Origin of the sequence: Algibacter pacificus, assembly GCF_008033385.1 — a bacterium.
Lineage (GTDB): Bacteria > Bacteroidota > Bacteroidia > Flavobacteriales > Flavobacteriaceae > Algibacter > Algibacter pacificus.
Genome location: NZ_VOGY01000017.1, coordinates 1 through 17,655 on the forward strand (window position 1 = coordinate 1; position 17,655 = coordinate 17,655).

Below are 17,655 nucleotides of genomic sequence, written 5' to 3' on the forward strand. Positions count from 1 at the left end.
AAGTAACATTGGGAAGAAAATCAAACATAGTAAAAGTAAAACTCCCAAATTCCGACACCGTCGGAAACGTCAAAATTCAGAAATAATGAGCGAAGGAATGAAGATGCGAAGCGAAGCTTCAAGCACGTAATTCCGAAAGCGAATGGTGCGTTAGCAATTTCATAATTTTGACCTGATTTTTTGGTTCGTTTTGCATCAAGGCAAAATGAACAGAAAAAATAAAATGAGTCGCAGTAAGCAGTCACAGTAAAACAGCGCTTACTCAAATGAATAAAAAAAGAAATAGAAAAATAAAAAAGTATCATTGGGAAGAAAATCAAACATAGCAAAAGTGAAACGCCCAAATTCCGACACCGTCGGAAACGTCAAAATTCAGAAATAATGAGCGAAGGAATGAAGATGCGAAGCTTTAAGCACGCAATTCCGAAAGCGAATGGTGCGTTAGCAATTTCATAATTTTGACATGATTTTTTGGTTCGTTTTGCATCAAGGCAAAATGAACAGAAAGCAAAAAATAAAATGAGTCGCAGTAAGCAGTCACAGTAAAACAGCGCTTACTCAAATGAATAAAAAAAGAAATAGAAAAATAAAAAAGTATCATTGGGAAGAAAATCAAACATAGTAAAAGTGAAACGCCCAAATTCCGACACCGTCGGAAACGTCAAAATTCAGAAATAATGAGCGAAGGAATGAAGATGCGAAGCGAAGCTTCAAGCACGAAATTCCGAAAGCGAATGGTGCGTTAGCAATTTCATAATTTTGACCTGATTTTTTGGTTCGTTTTGCATCAAGGCAAAATGAACAGAAAACAAAAAAATAAAATGAGTCGCAGTATTCAGTCACAGTGAACAGTGTTTACTCAAATGAATAAAAAAAGAAACCAACAACAACTCTCACTTTTGTGGAAAAATAACAGAAATGAAAAACATTTTAAACAGATTAATTAATCACGACACCCTTTCTACCGAAGAAGCAAAACAAGTAATCGTAAACATATCCAACGATATGTATAACCCAAGTCAAATTACCTGTTTCTTATCGGTTTTTATGATGCGCAGCATTACCATCGATGAGCTAAAAGGTTTTAGAGACGCGCTTTTGGAACTGTGTTTACCAGTAAACCTTAGCGATTTTAATGCAGTTGATATTGTAGGCACAGGCGGCGATGGCAAACACACCTTCAACATCTCTACCCTATCGGCTTTTATTACGGCAGGCGCAAGCGTTCATGTTTCTAAACATGGGAATTATGGGGTATCATCAACATCTGGGTCATCCAATGTTATGGAACATTTAGGTGTTAAATTTTCTAATAATGAAGATTTTTTAAAACGCAGTTTAGATCAAGCAGGAATATGCATATTACACGCACCTTTATTTCATCCAGCCATGAAAAACGTCGCACCCATACGTAGAGAACTAGGTGCTAAAACATTTTTCAATATGTTAGGTCCTTTGGTTAATCCGTCGTTTCCTAAAAATCATGTTTTAGGTGTTTTCAATTTAGAAGTTTTAAGACTTTATAGTTTCTTATTTCAAAACACAGATAATAATTATAATATTGTTTACGCATTAGATGGTTACGATGAAATTTCACTAACAGGAAAAGCAAAAATCATTTCAAACCATACCGAAAAGCTTTTTTCACCAGAAGATTTAGGCGTTTCAAAAATTTCACAAGATGCCATTTTTGGTGGTGATAGTGTAAAAGAAGCGGCAAATATATTTGTTAATATTATTAGCGGCAAAGGAACAGAAGCACAAAATAATGTGGTTTGTGCCAATGCAGGATTAGCCATTGCCACTTCAAAACAAATTTCGCATCAAGAAGGTTTTGAACTAGCAAAAGAATCTTTGTTTTCAGGAAAAGCAAAAACGAGTTTAGATAAATTAATTGAACTGAGTAAATAAATTGAGTTAACAGTCACAGTTTTCAGACTTACTCGAATACATAAAAATTAAGTTTAGAATAAAGCAGATCACAGTTAAAGTAGAAAACCTATTCAAACTAAACGCTGCCAACTCAATACTAGAAAATGAACATTTTAGACAAAATAACATTAGATAAACGAAAAGAAGTTGCACTTCGCAAAAGTTTAATCCCTGTTTCACAATTAGAACAATCCGTTTTATTTGAAAGACAAACCGTGTCATTAGCTAATAATTTACGCAACAGCACGTCTGGAATTATAGCCGAACATAAACGCCGATCACCATCAAAATCTGTAATTAACAACGGATTAAACGTTCAAGACGTAGCAAAAGGCTATCAAGATGCTGGTGTTTGTGGCATGTCTGTTTTAACCGATGGAAAATATTTTGGAGGTTCACTAGACGATTTATTAACAGCAAGAGCCAGTTGTAATTTGCCTTTGCTAAGAAAGGAATTCATTATCGATGAATACCAAATTCTAGAAGCTAAAGCCTATGGCGCCGATGTTATTCTACTTATCGCCGCTATTCTCTCTAAAAACGAAATAAAACAATTCTCGGAATTTGCCAAAAGCCTAAATCTAGATGTGCTTTTAGAAGTGCATAACGAACAAGAATTGCATAAATCTATTATGCCAAGTTTAGATATGCTTGGTGTAAATAACAGGAATTTAAAAACTTTCGAAGTGAGTTTAGAAACCAGTAAATTATTAAGCACACAGATACCAAACGATTTTGTAAAAGTATCAGAAAGTGGTATTAGTAGCGTTGAAGCTATTAAAGAACTTCAGCCTTATGGATACAAAGGCTTTTTAATAGGTGAAAATTTTATGAAAACTGATAATCCTGGGGCCAGCGCTACCGAGTTTATAAACCAATTGAATAAGTAAAATAGCACTGAATTTATTTCAAAATAACACAAATTGAATACCATGAAACTGAAAATTTGCGGCATGAAATATCAAGATAACATGACTGAAATAGCGGCTTTACAGCCCGACTATTTAGGGTTTATTTTCTACGATAAATCGGCTAGAAATTTTGATACATCCATTCCCGAAATATCAAATTCTATAAAAAAGACTGGTGTTTTTGTTAATGAAAACTTACAAGTTGTTATTGAAAAAATAAAAACATTCGATTTACAAGCGGTACAACTTCATGGTGAAGAAACTCCAGAATTCTGTATCGACTTAAAAAACAGTTATGCTGAATTTAATTCTAAACCTCTTGAAATCATTAAAGTATTCTCCATTAAAAACGAATTCAATTTCGAAGTTTTAAAACCTTACGAATCTGTTTGCGATTACTTTTTATTCGATACCAAAGGCAAACACCCTGGCGGAAACGGTTATACTTTCGATTGGAATGTACTAAACGCATACCCATCGACTAAACCCTTCTTTTTAAGTGGTGGCATTGGTTTCGATGAAGTTGAAGCGGTTAAAGAATTTCAAAAAAGTACCGCATCAAAATACTGTTACGCTTTAGATGTAAACAGTAAGTTTGAAATAGAACCCGGATTAAAAGATATTGAATTATTAAAAACATTTAAACAAAGTTTGTCATTCCGCAGTTAATGTGGAATTCATTATAAATTAAACCAAAAAATAAGATTCCCTCCTTGGAGGGAATGACAAAAGAAAACATGATGAATTATAACGTAAACGAAAAAGGCTACTACGGTGAATTTGGTGGCGCTTTCATCCCCGAAATGCTTTACCCCAATGTGGAAGAATTACGCCAAAATTATTTAAAAGTTATGGCCGAGCCCGATTTTAAAAAGGAGTTCGATCAACTTTTAAAAGATTATGTTGGGCGTCCCTCTCCGTTGTATTTTGCAAAACGCCTTTCGGAAAAATACAATACTAAAATTTATTTAAAGCGTGAAGATTTAAACCATACGGGTGCGCATAAAATAAACAATACTATTGGTCAAATTTTAATGGCTAAACGCTTAGGAAAAACTAGAATTATTGCCGAAACTGGAGCCGGACAACACGGTGTTGCTACCGCTACCGTTTGTGCTTTAATGGGGTTGGAGTGTATTGTTTATATGGGTGAAATTGATATTGCCAGACAAGCACCAAACGTAGCAAGAATGAAAATGTTAGGCGCAACCGTTGTACCAGCTCTTTCTGGAAGTAGAACTTTAAAAGATGCTACAAACGAAGCCATTCGTGATTGGATTAACAATCCTGTAAACACACATTACATTATAGGTTCGGCTATTGGGCCACATCCATATCCGGATATGGTTACTCGATTTCAATCGGTAATTTCTGAAGAAATAAAATGGCAATTAAAAGAACAAATTGGGAGAGAAAATCCCGATTATGTTGTGGCTTGTATTGGTGGTGGCAGTAATGCTGCTGGAACATATTACCATTATTTACACGAACCTGATGTAAAAATCATTGCTGTGGAAGCTGCTGGTTTAGGCGTAGATTCTGGTGAAAGTGCCGCGACTTCGGTTTTAGGTCACGAAGGTGTTATTCACGGGTGTAAAACCTTGTTAATGCAAACTAAAGACGGACAAATAACAGAACCCTACTCTATTTCGGCTGGATTGGATTACCCGGGTGTTGGCCCAATGCATGCGCATTTATGCAAAACGGGACGCGCAGAATTTATGTCGATTACCGATGACCAAGCTATGAATGCGGGATTAGATTTATGTAAACTAGAAGGTATTATTCCTGCAATTGAAAGCTCGCATGCTTTAGCTATTTTTGAAGAAAGAACGTTTAAACCCGACGATGTGGTTGTGGTGAGTCTTTCTGGTCGTGGCGATAAGGATTTACAGAATTATATTGAATATTTTAAAATATAAAGTTTCATTTTTTCATTTCCGCGAAGGCGGAAATCTAAAAACAAAACATGGAAGTACATTACGTTTACATATTAACAAATAAAAACCATACTGTTTTATATGTTGGGCGCACAAAACAATTAAAAGTTCGGCTAAATCAACATAAAAACAATAGTTCAAAATCCTTTACAGGAAAATATATTGTTGATAAATTGGTTTACTTTGAAACAACAAAATATGTAAACAATTCAATAAAAAAAGAACGACAAATTAAGAAATGGAATAGAGCTTGGAAAATCAATTTAATAAATAGTTTAAACCCAGATTGGAAAGACCTTTCCGAATACATTTAAAAGATTCCCTCCTTCGAGGGAATGAAAAAAAAATAGTCTTAAAAATGAATCGAATAAATAAAAAATTACAAGAAGATAAAAAACTATTGTCGATATACTTTACAGCAGGTTACCCGAGTTTAACCGATACCGTATCCATCATTGAAGATTTAGAAAAAAATGGTGTGGACATGATAGAGATTGGACTTCCGTTTAGTGATCCTTTGGCCGATGGACCTACTATTCAGGCGAGTTCTACAAAAGCGCTAAAAAACGGGATGACCACCGAAGTGCTTTTTGATCAATTAAAAGATATTAGAAAAACAGTGTCTATTCCGTTAATAATTATGGGTTATTTTAACCCCATGTTGCAATATGGTGTAGAGGCATTTTGTAAAAAATGTCAGGAAATAGGTATCGATGGATTGATAATTCCAGATTTACCTGTGGATGTTTATAAAGAAGACTATCAAGCCATTTTTGAAAAATACGGCCTAATAAACGTGTTTTTAATTACACCACAAACATCGGTAGAGCGCATTAACTTTATAGATTCTGTATCGAATGGGTTTATTTATATGGTGAGTAGCGCCAGTGTTACCGGAAGTAGTTCTGGTTTTGGGGACGTGCAAACAAGCTATTTTAAACGTATTGCCAATATGAATTTGAAAAACCCGCAGGTTATTGGATTTGGAATTTCGGATCATGAAACGTTTACGCAAGCCACGGAGTATGCAAAAGGAGCCATTATTGGTAGTGCTTTTATAAAACATATTACAGAAAACGGTGCTAGTAAAACAGAGGATTTTGTGAAATCAATCTTAAATTAATGTGAAGTCTATTAACGATTGGAAACTTATTTTGTTCCTTTGCTTAACGCTAGGTTTAGCGCCTTTTTTTCCCGAACCTCATATTTGGGGTAAACTTAAATGGATTATTGGTGGAGCAAAAAGCATGGAGTTTATGGATTGGTTTGATGTTGTTTTACATGGATTCTCTTTTGTACTTTTAACACGAATTGTTCTGATAAAAATATTTCAAATCGGTAAAACATAATTAAACTATTAATATGATATAAAATAGTGATTATAACATAAGTGAATTCATTAAATCTATTCTTGCCTAAAAATAAGAGAACATGACTAAAACAGAAAAAGTTGTCATTATTGGTGCCGGTTTTGCCGGATTACGACTTGCTCAAGACTTAATAAACCACCCAAATTACGAAGTCTATTTAATTGATAAACAAAATTATCATCAGTTTCAACCCTTAATGTATCAGGTGGCGACGGCAAGGCTCGAACCAGCGAGTATTTCGTTTCCGTTGCGGAAAGTGTTTCAAAAGGCAAAAAATGTTCGAATTCGAATTACCGAAGTTTCAGAAATTAATTTTGACGATCAATTTGTAGAGACACCTATCGGAAATTTTGACTACCAGCATTTAGTGATTGCTATTGGCTGTACCACAAATTATTTTGGCAACAAGAATTTGCAAGATTTTGCCTACCCCATGAAAACGATTCCTGAAGCCATTCAATTAAGGAATAGAATTCTGCAAACTTTTGAAAACGCACTAAACACCACAGATACCGACAAATTACAAACCCTATTAAATTTTGTTATTGTTGGTGGTGGTCCTACAGGTGTGGAATTAGCAGGTGCTTTAGCAGAAATGAAAACCCATATTTTACCCAAAGATTACCCAGACAAAGATTTTTCTAGACTCACGATATATTTATTAGAAGGCAGCCCACATACCTTGAGCCCCATGAGCAAAGGTTCGCAAAAAATGTCTCAAAAATATTTAGAAGAATTAGGCGTTTCGGTAATTACAAACACCTTTGTTAAAGATTACGACGGCACAGTTGTTACCCTAAATACTGGAAAAACAATAAACTCTAAAAACGTTATTTGGGCAGCAGGAGTTACCGGAAATGTTATTAAAGGTTTCCCTGAAAGCTGCATCACCCGAGGAAATAGACTTATTGTAAATCGTCAAAATGAAGTCATAGGTTTAAAACAGGTGTATGCTTTAGGCGATATTTCATATATGGAAACGCCAAAACATCCAAAAGGACATGCTCAAGTAGCGAGTGTCGCTTTGCAACAAGCTTCTCTTTTAGCAGAAAATTTAACGCGAATGGTTAAGAACAAACCTTTAAAAGATTACGAATATACCGACAAAGGCTCCATGGCAACGATTGGAAAACGTAAAGCTGTTGTCGATTTACCTAAATTCAGTTTTCAAGGAAAATTAGCTTGGTTTACTTGGATGTTTATCCACTTAATGCTCATTTTAAGTATAAAAAATAAACTTCTTATTTTTATGAATTGGATGATAAGCTATTTTAATAATGATAGTACACTGCGCATAATAATGAAACCCGTTTCAACCAAAGTTAAAACCAACAAATAATGCCTTTTCATATAGTTTTAATAGAACCCGAAATCCCAAACAACACCGGAAATATTGGCCGTTTGGCACTTGGATCGGGTTCACACTTACATCTTGTAAAACCTTTTGGTTTCGAAATTAGCGATGCGCGATTAAAGCGTGCTGGGCTGGATTATTGGAAGCATCTATCGATAACTTATTACGAAAATATCGATGAATTTTTCGAAATAAATAAAGATAAAAAAATGGCTTTTCTTTCCAGTCATGGCGAAAAAAATCATTGGGACATTCCTTTTGAAGATGATTTATTTTTAATCTTCGGAAAAGAATCGGTTGGTTTACCTAAATCTATCATTGAAAACCATAAAGAACAGCTTTATAAAATCCCACTTTACAGTGAGCATGTACGAAGTTTAAACTTAGCCAATGCGGTTAGCATTGTTACTTATGAAGGGCTAAGTCAATTACATTTTAAATAACAATATAAATATTTATTTAAAACCTAATTTTAAATACTATAGAGCACTTTACAAACGTTGAAAGTAAAATTTAGTAACCGCATAACACACTAATTCACATAGTTTTAATTACATTTGAAATTGCAAAAAAAATATTTTATTTTCAACTAAACCATTTTGAAAAAAATCGGTCTAAATTTCAAATTAACCTTTAAAAATTAAATAAAATGACATCAAATAAATTAAAATTTGGCTTAGTAGCAGTCGCGTTATGCGCAGTTTCTTTTACAAACGCACAAGAAAAGAAAAAACCAACACCAGAAAAAATGTTTGCTTCTTATGATACCAATGAAGATAAACTTATTTCTTTAGATGAATTTAAAGCTAAAAAGCGTAAAAAAGAAGTTGAGGCTGCCATGTTAGAAAAACGTTTTGCTAAAATGGACGCAGATGGTAATGGCGCTGTAACATTCGACGAATTTAAAGCCGGAATGGAAAAAGGAAAAAAAGTAAAAACAGATTCCACTAACTAATATTAGCCTTTTTTACAATAATTTAAGACAGCCTAATAAGCTGTCTTTTTTTTTATAATTTAATTATAACACCCTACATTTTTATTACTAATAAATAATCGTATTTTTACAGCTCATAAAACCAAATTATTAATGGGTAAAATCATTGCAGTTGCTAACCAGAAAGGGGGCGTTGGAAAAACGACCACCTCGGTAAATCTAGCGGCATCTTTAGGCGTATTAGAAAAAAAAGTCTTACTTATAGACGCTGATCCACAAGCAAATGCCAGTTCTGGCATTGGTATAGATATAGACACTGTAGAAATTGGAACCTACCAGCTTTTGGAACATTCCAACACAGCAAAAGAGGCTATCATTAAGACCGAAACACCAAATCTCGACATTATTCCTGCACATATTGACTTAGTTGCTATTGAAATAGAACTTGTTGATAAGGAAGAACGCGAATATATGCTTAAAAAATCGCTACAACACATTAAAGACGATTACGATTATATTTTGATTGATTGTGCGCCGTCTTTAGGTTTATTAACGCTAAATGCACTTACTGCAGCCAACTCGGTAATTATCCCTATCCAATGTGAATATTTTGCCCTTGAAGGTTTAGGAAAACTATTAAACACCATAAAAAGTGTTCAAAAAATACACAATACCGAGCTAGATATTGAAGGCCTATTATTAACCATGTACGATTCGCGTTTACGCCTGTCAAACCAAGTGGTTGAAGAAGTTCAAAAACATTTTAATGATATGGTTTTTAAAAGTATCATTCAGCGCAATGTACGTTTAAGCGAAGCGCCTAGTTATGGCGAAAGTATTATCAATTATGATGCAAGTAGCAAAGGCGCAGCCAATTACCTAAGTTTAGCAAGAGAAATAATTACTAAAAACGCTTAATATGGCTAAAGCAACAAGGAAACAAGCTCTGGGAAGAGGGTTATCGGCTCTTTTAAATGACCCAAGCAACGATATAAAATCGGCCGAAGATAAAAATGCAGATAAAGTTATTGGAAATATTGTCGATTTAGATATCGATTATATTGAAGTTAACCCTTTTCAACCTAGAACCAATTTTAGTGAAGAAAGTTTACGAGAATTAGCCTCTTCTATAAAAGAATTAGGTATTATTCAACCCATAACGGTTAGAAAATTAGGCTTAAATAAATACCAATTGGTTTCTGGTGAACGTCGTTATAGAGCTTCAAAACTTTTAGGTTTAGAAACTATTACGGCTTACGTGAGAATTGCAAACGACCAAGAATCGCTAGAAATGGCTTTGGTTGAAAACATTCAACGCCAAGATTTAGATCCTATTGAAATTGCACTTTCATACCAACGTTTAATAGATGAAATAAATTTAACGCAAGAACAAATGAGCGAACGTGTTGGAAAAAAACGTTCTACCATTGCTAACTATTTGCGCTTACTAAAATTAGATCCCATTATTCAAACAGGCATGCGAGATGGCTTTCTTTCAATGGGGCATGGGCGTGCTTTAATTACCGTAGAAGACCAATCCATTCAATTAGATATTTACGAAAAAATACTATCCAATAAATTATCGGTTAGAGATACAGAGGTTTTAGTTCGTAACTATAATAACGGTGAGACAGCATCTGCTCCGGCTAAAAAAGAAGCCAATACAGGATTACCTAATTTTGTTAAAACCGGTATTAACTCATTTTCGGAATACTTTGGACATAAAATAGACGTTAAAGTTTCTAAAAACGGAAAAGGAAAAATTACTATCCCCTTTCATTCCGAAGAAGATTTTAATCGTATAAAAAAATTAGTTGAAGGTGATTCAAAATAAAAATCTATTAATAACGCTATGTACTTTTTTATGTTGCTTTTCTTTATGTGCTCAAGATAAAGCCCAAAATAAAAAGGTGCAAAAGGAAGAACAAGTGGTTTCTAAAAACAAAGAAAACGTACTTCCTAAAGACGTTGTTGTTGATTCTCTTTTTCAAATACAAGAAGCTTACGATGCTTTAAGGCCCGCAAAAGCTGCATTTTACTCTGCCATTTTACCAGGGTTAGGACAAGCTTACAACAAAAAATACTGGAAAATTCCTATTGTATACGCCGCCTTAGGAACAGGTGTTTATTTTTATGTAAACAACAATAACCAATATAACAGGTATCGTGATGCCTATAAAAGTAGATTAGCAGGTTTTGAAACCGACGAGTTTTATTATAGTGCTACCGGCGAAAAACTAGACGAGCCTAGAGTAACCACAGACCGGCTAGAAACCGCACAACAATTTTACAAAAAAAACAAAGAAATTTCGCTTTTAGTTATTATTGGCATGTATGCTTTAAATATTATTGAAGCCAATGTAGATGCACATTTACTGCAATATAATGTAGATGAAAATTTAACTTTGGCTCCACACTATAATTTCAATCAAGTTAATGCTAATAATGACGTTGGATTAACTCTAAATTTTAAATTTTAATATGAATATTGCTTTACTCGGATACGGGAGAATGGGTCAAACCATAGAACAAATAGCCATTAAACGTGGCCATAATATTGTTTTAAAGGTTGATAAAGATGATAAGGATTATGATATTACTAAAGCCGATGTTGCCATAGATTTCAGTATTCCAAATGTCGCTTTTAATAATATTTCAAACTGTTTAAACAACAATGTTCCGGTAATTTCAGGCACAACAGGATGGTTGGATAATTATGATAATGCCGTTGCTTTATGCGAAGAAAAAAAAGGCGCTTTTATTTACGCGTCTAACTACAGCTTAGGGGTAAATATCTTTTTTGAACTTAATAAAACCTTAGCTAAAATGATGCGTGCCTTGGAACAATACAACGTTTCTATGGAGGAAATTCATCATACTAAAAAATTAGATGCGCCTAGTGGTACGGCTATTTCTTTAGCCGAAGATATTATTTCTAATAGCGATAAATATAACGGCTGGAAACTTGATGAAAAACAGGAAGCCAACATCCCCATTACAGCAAAACGTATTGCAGATGTGCCGGGTACACACAGCGTAACTTACGAAAGTGAAGTGGACACTATTAACATTGAACACATAGCACATAATCGTCAAGGTTTTGCGCTAGGTGCCGTAATTGCCGCAGAATGGATTATTGGTAAAACAGGAGTGTTCAGCATGAATGATGTGTTAAACATTGGTTAAAAAACAAAAATTATGTAACGCTAAATCTTGATTAGCTACTTACATCATTAAATAAAATATTAAGATTATGACGTTAATGCAGTGGTTTATATTTATTCTAATAATTCAAGTTATACACGGATTAGGAACTTGGAAATTATATATTAAAGCCGGTCGTCAAGCATGGGAAGCTTTTATTCCCGTGTATAACGCCGTGGTTTTAATGAAAATAATTAACCGTCCTGTTTGGTGGGTTATCCTTCTTTTTCTACCTATTGTAAACATGATTATGTTTCCTGTAGTATGGGTAGAAACCGCTAGAAGTTTCGAAAAAAACACTACTTTAGATACTGTTTTAGCCGTTGTAACCTTAGGCTTTTATAACTATTATTTAAATTATGTTGCCAATGTTAATTATATAAAAGACCGTAGTTTACATCCTACATCCGCTACGGGCGATTGGGTAAGTTCTATTCTATTTGCCATTGTTGCGGCAACTATTGTGCATACGTATTTTATCCAACCCTTTACCATTCCGTCATCATCTTTAGAAAAATCTTTATTAGTTGGCGATTTTCTTTTTGTAAGTAAATTTCATTACGGAGCCAGAGTACCAATGACCACTATTGGAGCGCCAATGGTACACGACACTATTCCGGGTTTAAAAAAGAAATCCTATCTATTTAACGATCATTTTGAAGAACGTAAAACCTCTTTAATTAATAAACTACAACTTCCCTACTTACGTTTTCCTGGTTTTGAAAACATAGAACGTAATGATATTGTTGTTTTCAACCAACCGGCAGATACTTTGCTGGATATGAACGATTTTACACCAGACAGAAACTACTACAAACCTATAGACAAGAAAACCAACCTTGTAAAACGTTGCGTTGGTGTTGCAGGTGATAGCTTAGAAGTTCGCGATGGTTTTGTTTATATTAATGGAAAGAAAAACGAATTGCCAGATCGTGCGCATTTACAATTTAGCTATTTGGTTCAACCAAAAACCAATCAATTTAATCGGGCATACTTAAAGGAACGCTACGATATAACTGATGGATTTGGTATCATAAACAATAACAATACCTATTATTTTTCTGCGATTTCCGATGAGGCTTTAGCACAATTTAAAAACCACCCAAATGTAGCCAGCATAACACCTAATAAAGCAAAAAAAGGTGTACGCGATCCAGAGATTTTTCCGCAAAGCCCCAATTATAATTGGAATGTGGATTTCTTTGGCCCTTTATATATTCCGGAAGCTGGAAAAACAATCGATATTAACCTTGAGGTTTTACCGCTTTACAAACGTGTTATTAGCGAATACGAAGGCAACGATATAAAAGTAAAAGGCAACCAAATTTTAATAAATGGTGAAGTGGCAACCACCTATACTTTCAAACAAAATTATTATTGGATGATGGGTGATAACCGCCACAACTCTATTGATGCCAGACGTTGGGGGTTTGTTCCTTTCGACCACGTAGTGGGTAAACCAGTGTTTATTTGGATGAGTTGGGATGGATCTAGCCCACGTTGGGAACGTTTCTTTACAACCGTTAGTGGAACCGGAAAACCGATTTCTTTTTTAATTCCATTTTTAATTTTGCTAGCTGGATATTTTGGATTTTCTACTTGGAAAAAAAGAAAAGCCGATAATGCCTAATTTCTAACATATATTTATGGATAACAAACTATTAGATAGTCTGCTTAAAGCTTTAGAATTTTCACCCGAAAATATAGAATTGCGTTTTCAAATTGCAAAACTATATTCCGATGTTTTAAATTATAAAGAAGCTGAAAAACATCTACTATTTATATTGGATAAACAGCCAACAGATGAGCATAAATTTCTATTAGCCGAATGTTATTTTAAACAAAAAAAACACAACTTAACCGAAGTTATTCTCGAAGAGTTAATTGAAAACAACGAAGCCATTCCTTATTTAGAACTTCAATGTTTTTGCCATATTGATCAGCAACAAAATGAAGAGGCATTAGCGACCTATCAACGCATTCTTGAAATTGACAATACCTTTAGAAATAACGAATTCGAAAATTTGTTTAGAGTTCCTCTTGAAGATTTCGACGACGATGATTTTTTCGATGAAGATGCCATTTCATTCTTAAAAAAACCCGACATTAATTTCAATGATGTTGGTGGTATGGATCAAGTAAAAGAGGAAATTGATTTAAAAATAATCAAGCCGCTTTTACATAAAGATTTATACAAAGCATACGGTAAAAAAATTGGTGGCGGCATTTTACTTTACGGTCCTCCAGGCTGCGGAAAAACACATATTGCACGTGCTACAGCTGGCCAAATTAACGCCAATTTTATCAATATTGGTATTAATGATATTTTGGATATGTGGATGGGAAGTTCGGAAAAAAACTTACACGAAATATTCGAAACCGCTAGAGCCAACACCCCCTGTGTTATTTTTATTGATGAAATTGATGCCTTAGGCGCGAATAGAAATGATGTTAATAAAACAGCAGGTAGAACGGTAATTAATCAGTTTTTATCAGAACTTGATGGTGTAGATTCCGACAACGAAGGTATTTTAGTTTTAGGAGCCACCAATGCACCTTGGTATATAGACCCTGCCTTTAGACGCCCAGGCCGTTTTGATCGAATTATTTTTGTGGCGCCGCCAGACGAAGTTGCCAGAGAAGCTATTTTTAACATAGAACTAAAAGATAAACCAACCGAAAATATTAAAATAAAGGATTTAGCTAAAAAAAGTAAAGAATACTCGGGCGCCGATATTAAGGCTAGTATCGATATTGCTATCGAGCAAAAATTATTAGATTCCTTTAAAGATGGTATTCCAAAACCATTAACTACAAAAGATATTTTAAAAGCTTTTGGCAAAATGAAAGCCTCTACTCGGGAATGGTTTAACTCTGCTAAAAACTATGCACTATACTCTAACGATTCAGGATTGTATGATGATATTTTGGTCTATTTAAAAATTAAAAAATAATGGATAGCCCTAATCTAGAACGCGGCATTCAACTTTTTGAAATTGGCCGATATCAAGATGCTATCCCCTATTTTCAAACCGCACTAGCTGAAGATATTGATAATAGCAATGCCAAATATTTTTTAGCTCAAGCTTTTTTTCTGAATAACGATTTAGACAAAGCTTTAACTCTAGCCTTAGAACTTCGGGCCGAAATGCCTAACTGGCCTAGCTTATACTTTTTATTATCTCAAATATATTTACACCAAGATAACATAAAAGAAGCTGAAGAACATATTGATAAATCAATAGAATTAAACCCCGAAAGCGAAAATGCCTTTGGACAAAAAGCATACATTCAAATCCATAAAAAAAAGTTTGAAGCGGCTTTAAATTTCGCTAATGAAGGTTTACGCATTAACCCAAAAAGTAATTTCTGTTTAAATGCCCGTACCATGGCGTTAACCAAATTAAACAGAAAAGAAGAAGCGAAAGTAACTATTGAAAACTTACTAGAAGATGATCCAGAAGACGCACACTCGCATGCTAACGTGGGCTGGAGTTACCTGGAACATAACGACACAAAAAAAGCATTAACCCACTTTAAAGAAGCGCTATCGCTTAATCCTAATTTGGACTATGCGCGATCGGGAATGCTTACGGCTATTAAATCTAAAAACAAAGTTTACAATCTCTATTTGCGTTATTCCTTTTGGATGAATAAACAATCGGGTAAAAACCAATGGGTCTTTATTATTGGTATTTATTTGGTTTATAAACTTTCTGTTACACTTATATCCGTATCGGGTTATACCTTTTTATTAATCCCAATAATTATCATTTATCTTTTGTTTGCTTTAGGCAGCTGGATTATGGAACCTCTATCCAATATGCTACTTATTTTAGATAAATACGGAAAGTATTTACTCAACGAAAAAGAAAAACAAAGCGGTCAAATCTTTTTTGGTTTACTCGTTGGATCATTACTCATGTTTCTTTGTAATATCCTAACAAAAAATGAGTACTTCATCATGCTAAGTTTAACCTGTTTAGCAGCTATTTTGCCGTTAACACGTGGGATTTTAGCAGATACCAAAAAATCTAAAATAATTAACTTAGCCTACGGAGGCATCATGCTGCTATCAGCTATTACCATGTCGTTAATTGGTACTCCTATCTCAACTATTGGTATTACTGTTGGTATTATGTTTGTTGCATACACCTGGTTAAGTAACTTTTTTACTAAATAATGAACATTTTAATTCACCCTACATATTTCCCTAGTATAGCGCATTTTGTAGCCATTGCCAATGCCGATAATTTGGTTTTTGAAATGGATGATAACTTTTTAAAACAAACCTATAGAAATCGTGCTTACATTTACGGAGCCAATGGAAAACTAACGCTAAATATCCCCGTGATACACTCTCAAAAAAACAGACAAAAGTATCGCGATGTGAAGATTTTTAATACTGAAAATTGGCAGAGCTTACATTGGAAGTCTTTACTTTCAGCCTATAGAACCTCGCCATTTTTTGAATATTATGAAGATGAACTTCAACCTTTATTTGAAATGAAAGCGGATTTTATTTTAGATTTTAACTTGAAGTGTTTCGAAATAGTTTCCGAGTGTTTACAGCTCGATATTAACACAAGCAAAACAGAAACATACCAAAAGGCTCCGGAAGGCACAGAAGATTTTAGATTTTTAGTAAACGCCAAAAAAGAGCTACCTCAAAACTTTGAAGAATACACCCAAGTGTTTGGCAATAAACATGGCTATATTCCTAATTTAAGCATTTTAGATTTATTGTTTAATGAAGGTCCGAATGCGTTAAATTATTTAGAATCTCAAACTATTTCCACAAAATAATGCTACAATCTATTGCACATTATGGCTGTCATTTTCTGCTTCCGTTAGCGGTTGCACTTATTTGGTTTAACCCCAAATGGAAAATAGCGTATTTAATAATGGCTGCGGGCATATTAATAGATTTGGATCATCTATTAGCAACCCCAATTTTCGACCCCAATAGATGCAGTATAAACTTCCATCCGTTGCATACTTATTATGCGATGGTTGTGTATATTCTTTTTCTGTGTTTTAAGAAAACCCGATTGATTGGTTTAGGCTTGGTAATACATATTATAGCCGATGTTGTCGATTGCTCTTTTATGTAGATTTATATTGTAAAAAAAAGTATTATAGATCACATAAACAACAAAACAGATCTACTCTAAACTTAGCGTAGCACTTATAGGATAATGATCGGAAAAGTGCTCATTATAGCTTTTAAAGCCATTAACAGAGAAAGCCTCGTCGGCTAAAATAAAATCGATACGAATGGGTAAAAACTGAAAATCGTGCGTGCGTCCAAATCCATTTCCAGCTTCTTTAAAACTATCGTTTAAATCGCCTTTTATCTTTCGGTAAACATAAGAAAAGGCTGTGTTATTAAAATCGCCACAAACTATCATTTTATATGGACATTTCTTTTTATGTTCCAAGAACAATTCTGCTTGATTCTGTTGTCTTTTAAATGCTGAACCAACACGCTCTAAAAGGCGCTCGGAATCCTCTTTTCTTAAGCTCTCTATCTTGGTATCAATTCTTAAAGATTCTAGATGAATATTATAAATTCTGATAGTATCTTTTTCTTTTACAACATCCACAAATATGGCATTGTTGGCTGTTTTTGGAAACTCGACAGAGCCCGTATTTATTATAGGGAACTTTGAGAAAATAGCTTGCCCGTGTTTAAATTTTTGTCCTGATAATTTTTCGAATTTATATTTAAAGTACGATAAATCAATATTTTCATTGGGCTGATATTCCTGAATACTCAAAACATCTGGAGCTTCTCCTTTTATAAACGCCTCCAAATCTTTTTCAACTTCATTGCCCGGTATCCATTTATAAAGATTAAATAGTCTCACATTATAATTCATAACTTTGAAATTCTGCTCGGATGCTACATTTTTAGATGCCGCAAATTTATATAAGGAACCAAAGCTGATATAAGCAATTATTAAAACAATCAATGAGGTTAAAAACTGCTTTTTTCGCCGAATTAACC

At 34.1% G+C, this 17,655-nt stretch carries 20 protein-coding genes; 19 read left to right on the forward strand and 1 reads right to left on the reverse strand.

Going from position 1 to position 17,655, the window contains the following annotated elements:
* The first annotated feature begins 918 nt into the window (after positions 1-918).
* From trpD to FQU21_RS16545, 19 genes are all read left to right on the forward strand, one after another.
* On the forward strand, positions 919-1,911 hold the full coding sequence (gene trpD, locus FQU21_RS16455; RefSeq protein WP_147679102.1) for an anthranilate phosphoribosyltransferase: 993 nt from the start codon (positions 919-921) through the stop codon (positions 1,909-1,911).
* A 125-nt stretch (positions 1,912-2,036) separates the two neighbouring features.
* Positions 2,037-2,822, forward strand: coding sequence for an indole-3-glycerol phosphate synthase TrpC (gene trpC / locus FQU21_RS16460; protein ID WP_147679103.1), 786 nt, complete (start codon positions 2,037-2,039; stop codon positions 2,820-2,822).
* Between the two features lie 42 nt (positions 2,823-2,864).
* Positions 2,865-3,512, forward strand: a complete 648-nt coding sequence (locus tag FQU21_RS16465) for a phosphoribosylanthranilate isomerase (RefSeq protein ID WP_147679104.1) — start codon at positions 2,865-2,867, stop codon at positions 3,510-3,512.
* Positions 3,513-3,583: 71 nt separating this feature from the next.
* Complete coding sequence (trpB, locus tag FQU21_RS16470) at positions 3,584-4,765, forward strand: tryptophan synthase subunit beta (RefSeq protein ID WP_147679149.1); 1,182 nt, start codon at positions 3,584-3,586, stop codon at positions 4,763-4,765.
* Between the two features lie 47 nt (positions 4,766-4,812).
* Positions 4,813-5,097 (forward strand): GIY-YIG nuclease family protein, encoded by a 285-nt coding sequence (locus FQU21_RS16475; RefSeq protein ID WP_147679105.1) that lies wholly within the window; start codon positions 4,813-4,815, stop codon positions 5,095-5,097.
* Positions 5,098-5,141: 44 nt separating this feature from the next.
* Positions 5,142-5,906 carry a tryptophan synthase subunit alpha gene (gene trpA / locus FQU21_RS16480; RefSeq protein ID WP_147679106.1) on the forward strand — a complete coding sequence of 255 codons (765 nt, stop codon included), beginning with the start codon at positions 5,142-5,144 and terminating at the stop codon, positions 5,904-5,906.
* 1 nt (position 5,907) lies between these two features.
* Positions 5,908-6,132: a hypothetical protein gene (locus tag FQU21_RS16485; RefSeq protein WP_147679107.1), complete on the forward strand. Its 225-nt coding sequence runs from the start codon at positions 5,908-5,910 to the stop codon at positions 6,130-6,132.
* 82 nt (positions 6,133-6,214) lie between these two features.
* Positions 6,215-7,492 carry an NAD(P)/FAD-dependent oxidoreductase gene (locus tag FQU21_RS16490; protein ID WP_147679108.1) on the forward strand — a complete coding sequence of 426 codons (1,278 nt, stop codon included), beginning with the start codon at positions 6,215-6,217 and terminating at the stop codon, positions 7,490-7,492.
* Positions 7,492-7,950 (forward strand): tRNA (cytidine(34)-2'-O)-methyltransferase, encoded by a 459-nt coding sequence (locus FQU21_RS16495; RefSeq protein WP_147679109.1) that lies wholly within the window; start codon positions 7,492-7,494, stop codon positions 7,948-7,950. The genes FQU21_RS16490 and FQU21_RS16495 overlap by 1 nt, the downstream gene beginning before the upstream one ends.
* 206 nt (positions 7,951-8,156) lie before the next feature.
* Positions 8,157-8,462 (forward strand): EF-hand domain-containing protein, encoded by a 306-nt coding sequence (locus tag FQU21_RS16500; RefSeq protein WP_147679110.1) that lies wholly within the window; start codon positions 8,157-8,159, stop codon positions 8,460-8,462.
* Positions 8,463-8,594: 132 nt separating this feature from the next.
* The gene (locus FQU21_RS16505; RefSeq protein ID WP_147679111.1) at positions 8,595-9,359 is read left to right on the forward strand and encodes a ParA family protein; all 765 of its coding nucleotides are present in this window, start codon (positions 8,595-8,597) and stop codon (positions 9,357-9,359) included.
* Between the two features lies 1 nt (position 9,360).
* The gene (locus tag FQU21_RS16510) at positions 9,361-10,275 is read left to right on the forward strand and encodes a ParB/RepB/Spo0J family partition protein (protein WP_147679112.1); all 915 of its coding nucleotides are present in this window, start codon (positions 9,361-9,363) and stop codon (positions 10,273-10,275) included.
* Positions 10,276-10,351: 76 nt separating this feature from the next.
* Positions 10,352-10,921 carry a DUF5683 domain-containing protein gene (locus FQU21_RS16515; protein WP_246124859.1) on the forward strand — a complete coding sequence of 190 codons (570 nt, stop codon included), beginning with the start codon at positions 10,352-10,354 and terminating at the stop codon, positions 10,919-10,921.
* Between the two features lies 1 nt (position 10,922).
* Positions 10,923-11,627 carry a 4-hydroxy-tetrahydrodipicolinate reductase gene (gene dapB / locus FQU21_RS16520; protein WP_147679113.1) on the forward strand — a complete coding sequence of 235 codons (705 nt, stop codon included), beginning with the start codon at positions 10,923-10,925 and terminating at the stop codon, positions 11,625-11,627.
* Positions 11,628-11,694: 67 nt separating this feature from the next.
* Complete coding sequence (lepB, locus tag FQU21_RS16525) at positions 11,695-13,275, forward strand: signal peptidase I (protein WP_147679114.1); 1,581 nt, start codon at positions 11,695-11,697, stop codon at positions 13,273-13,275.
* A 16-nt stretch (positions 13,276-13,291) separates the two neighbouring features.
* Positions 13,292-14,599: an ATP-binding protein gene (locus tag FQU21_RS16530; RefSeq protein ID WP_147679115.1), complete on the forward strand. Its 1,308-nt coding sequence runs from the start codon at positions 13,292-13,294 to the stop codon at positions 14,597-14,599.
* Positions 14,599-15,828 (forward strand): tetratricopeptide repeat protein, encoded by a 1,230-nt coding sequence (locus FQU21_RS16535; protein ID WP_147679116.1) that lies wholly within the window; start codon positions 14,599-14,601, stop codon positions 15,826-15,828. Before FQU21_RS16530 ends, FQU21_RS16535 begins: the two co-directional genes overlap by 1 nt.
* Positions 15,828-16,451: a WbqC family protein gene (locus tag FQU21_RS16540; RefSeq protein ID WP_147679117.1), complete on the forward strand. Its 624-nt coding sequence runs from the start codon at positions 15,828-15,830 to the stop codon at positions 16,449-16,451. Before FQU21_RS16535 ends, FQU21_RS16540 begins: the two co-directional genes overlap by 1 nt.
* Positions 16,451-16,759, forward strand: coding sequence for a DUF6122 family protein (locus tag FQU21_RS16545; protein ID WP_147679118.1), 309 nt, complete (start codon positions 16,451-16,453; stop codon positions 16,757-16,759). Before FQU21_RS16540 ends, FQU21_RS16545 begins: the two co-directional genes overlap by 1 nt.
* Before the next feature lie 51 nt (positions 16,760-16,810).
* Here the strand turns inward: FQU21_RS16545 and FQU21_RS16550 are convergent, their stop codons facing one another.
* Positions 16,811-17,620 carry an endonuclease/exonuclease/phosphatase family protein gene (locus FQU21_RS16550; protein WP_246124860.1) on the reverse strand — a complete coding sequence of 270 codons (810 nt, stop codon included), beginning with the start codon at positions 17,618-17,620 and terminating at the stop codon, positions 16,811-16,813.
* Positions 17,621-17,655: the final 35 nt, after the last annotated feature.

What these genes read in the sequence shown, in the direction of transcription:
- trpD (WP_147679102.1), top strand. Translation starts at nt 919, where the DNA reads ATGAAAAACATTTTAAACAGATTAATTAATCACGACACCCTTTCTACC.
- trpC (WP_147679103.1), top strand. Translation starts at nt 2,037, where the DNA reads ATGAACATTTTAGACAAAATAACATTAGATAAACGAAAAGAAGTTGCA.
- FQU21_RS16465 (WP_147679104.1), top strand. Translation starts at nt 2,865, where the DNA reads ATGAAACTGAAAATTTGCGGCATGAAATATCAAGATAACATGACTGAA.
- trpB (WP_147679149.1), top strand. Translation starts at nt 3,584, where the DNA reads ATGAATTATAACGTAAACGAAAAAGGCTACTACGGTGAATTTGGTGGC.
- FQU21_RS16475 (WP_147679105.1), top strand. Translation starts at nt 4,813, where the DNA reads ATGGAAGTACATTACGTTTACATATTAACAAATAAAAACCATACTGTT.
- trpA (WP_147679106.1), top strand. Translation starts at nt 5,142, where the DNA reads ATGAATCGAATAAATAAAAAATTACAAGAAGATAAAAAACTATTGTCG.
- FQU21_RS16490 (WP_147679108.1), top strand. Translation starts at nt 6,215, where the DNA reads ATGACTAAAACAGAAAAAGTTGTCATTATTGGTGCCGGTTTTGCCGGA.
- FQU21_RS16495 (WP_147679109.1), top strand. Translation starts at nt 7,492, where the DNA reads ATGCCTTTTCATATAGTTTTAATAGAACCCGAAATCCCAAACAACACC.
- FQU21_RS16500 (WP_147679110.1), top strand. Translation starts at nt 8,157, where the DNA reads ATGACATCAAATAAATTAAAATTTGGCTTAGTAGCAGTCGCGTTATGC.
- FQU21_RS16505 (WP_147679111.1), top strand. Translation starts at nt 8,595, where the DNA reads ATGGGTAAAATCATTGCAGTTGCTAACCAGAAAGGGGGCGTTGGAAAA.
- FQU21_RS16510 (WP_147679112.1), top strand. Translation starts at nt 9,361, where the DNA reads ATGGCTAAAGCAACAAGGAAACAAGCTCTGGGAAGAGGGTTATCGGCT.
- dapB (WP_147679113.1), top strand. Translation starts at nt 10,923, where the DNA reads ATGAATATTGCTTTACTCGGATACGGGAGAATGGGTCAAACCATAGAA.
- lepB (WP_147679114.1), top strand. Translation starts at nt 11,695, where the DNA reads ATGACGTTAATGCAGTGGTTTATATTTATTCTAATAATTCAAGTTATA.
- FQU21_RS16530 (WP_147679115.1), top strand. Translation starts at nt 13,292, where the DNA reads ATGGATAACAAACTATTAGATAGTCTGCTTAAAGCTTTAGAATTTTCA.
- FQU21_RS16535 (WP_147679116.1), top strand. Translation starts at nt 14,599, where the DNA reads ATGGATAGCCCTAATCTAGAACGCGGCATTCAACTTTTTGAAATTGGC.
- FQU21_RS16540 (WP_147679117.1), top strand. Translation starts at nt 15,828, where the DNA reads ATGAACATTTTAATTCACCCTACATATTTCCCTAGTATAGCGCATTTT.
- FQU21_RS16545 (WP_147679118.1), top strand. Translation starts at nt 16,451, where the DNA reads ATGCTACAATCTATTGCACATTATGGCTGTCATTTTCTGCTTCCGTTA.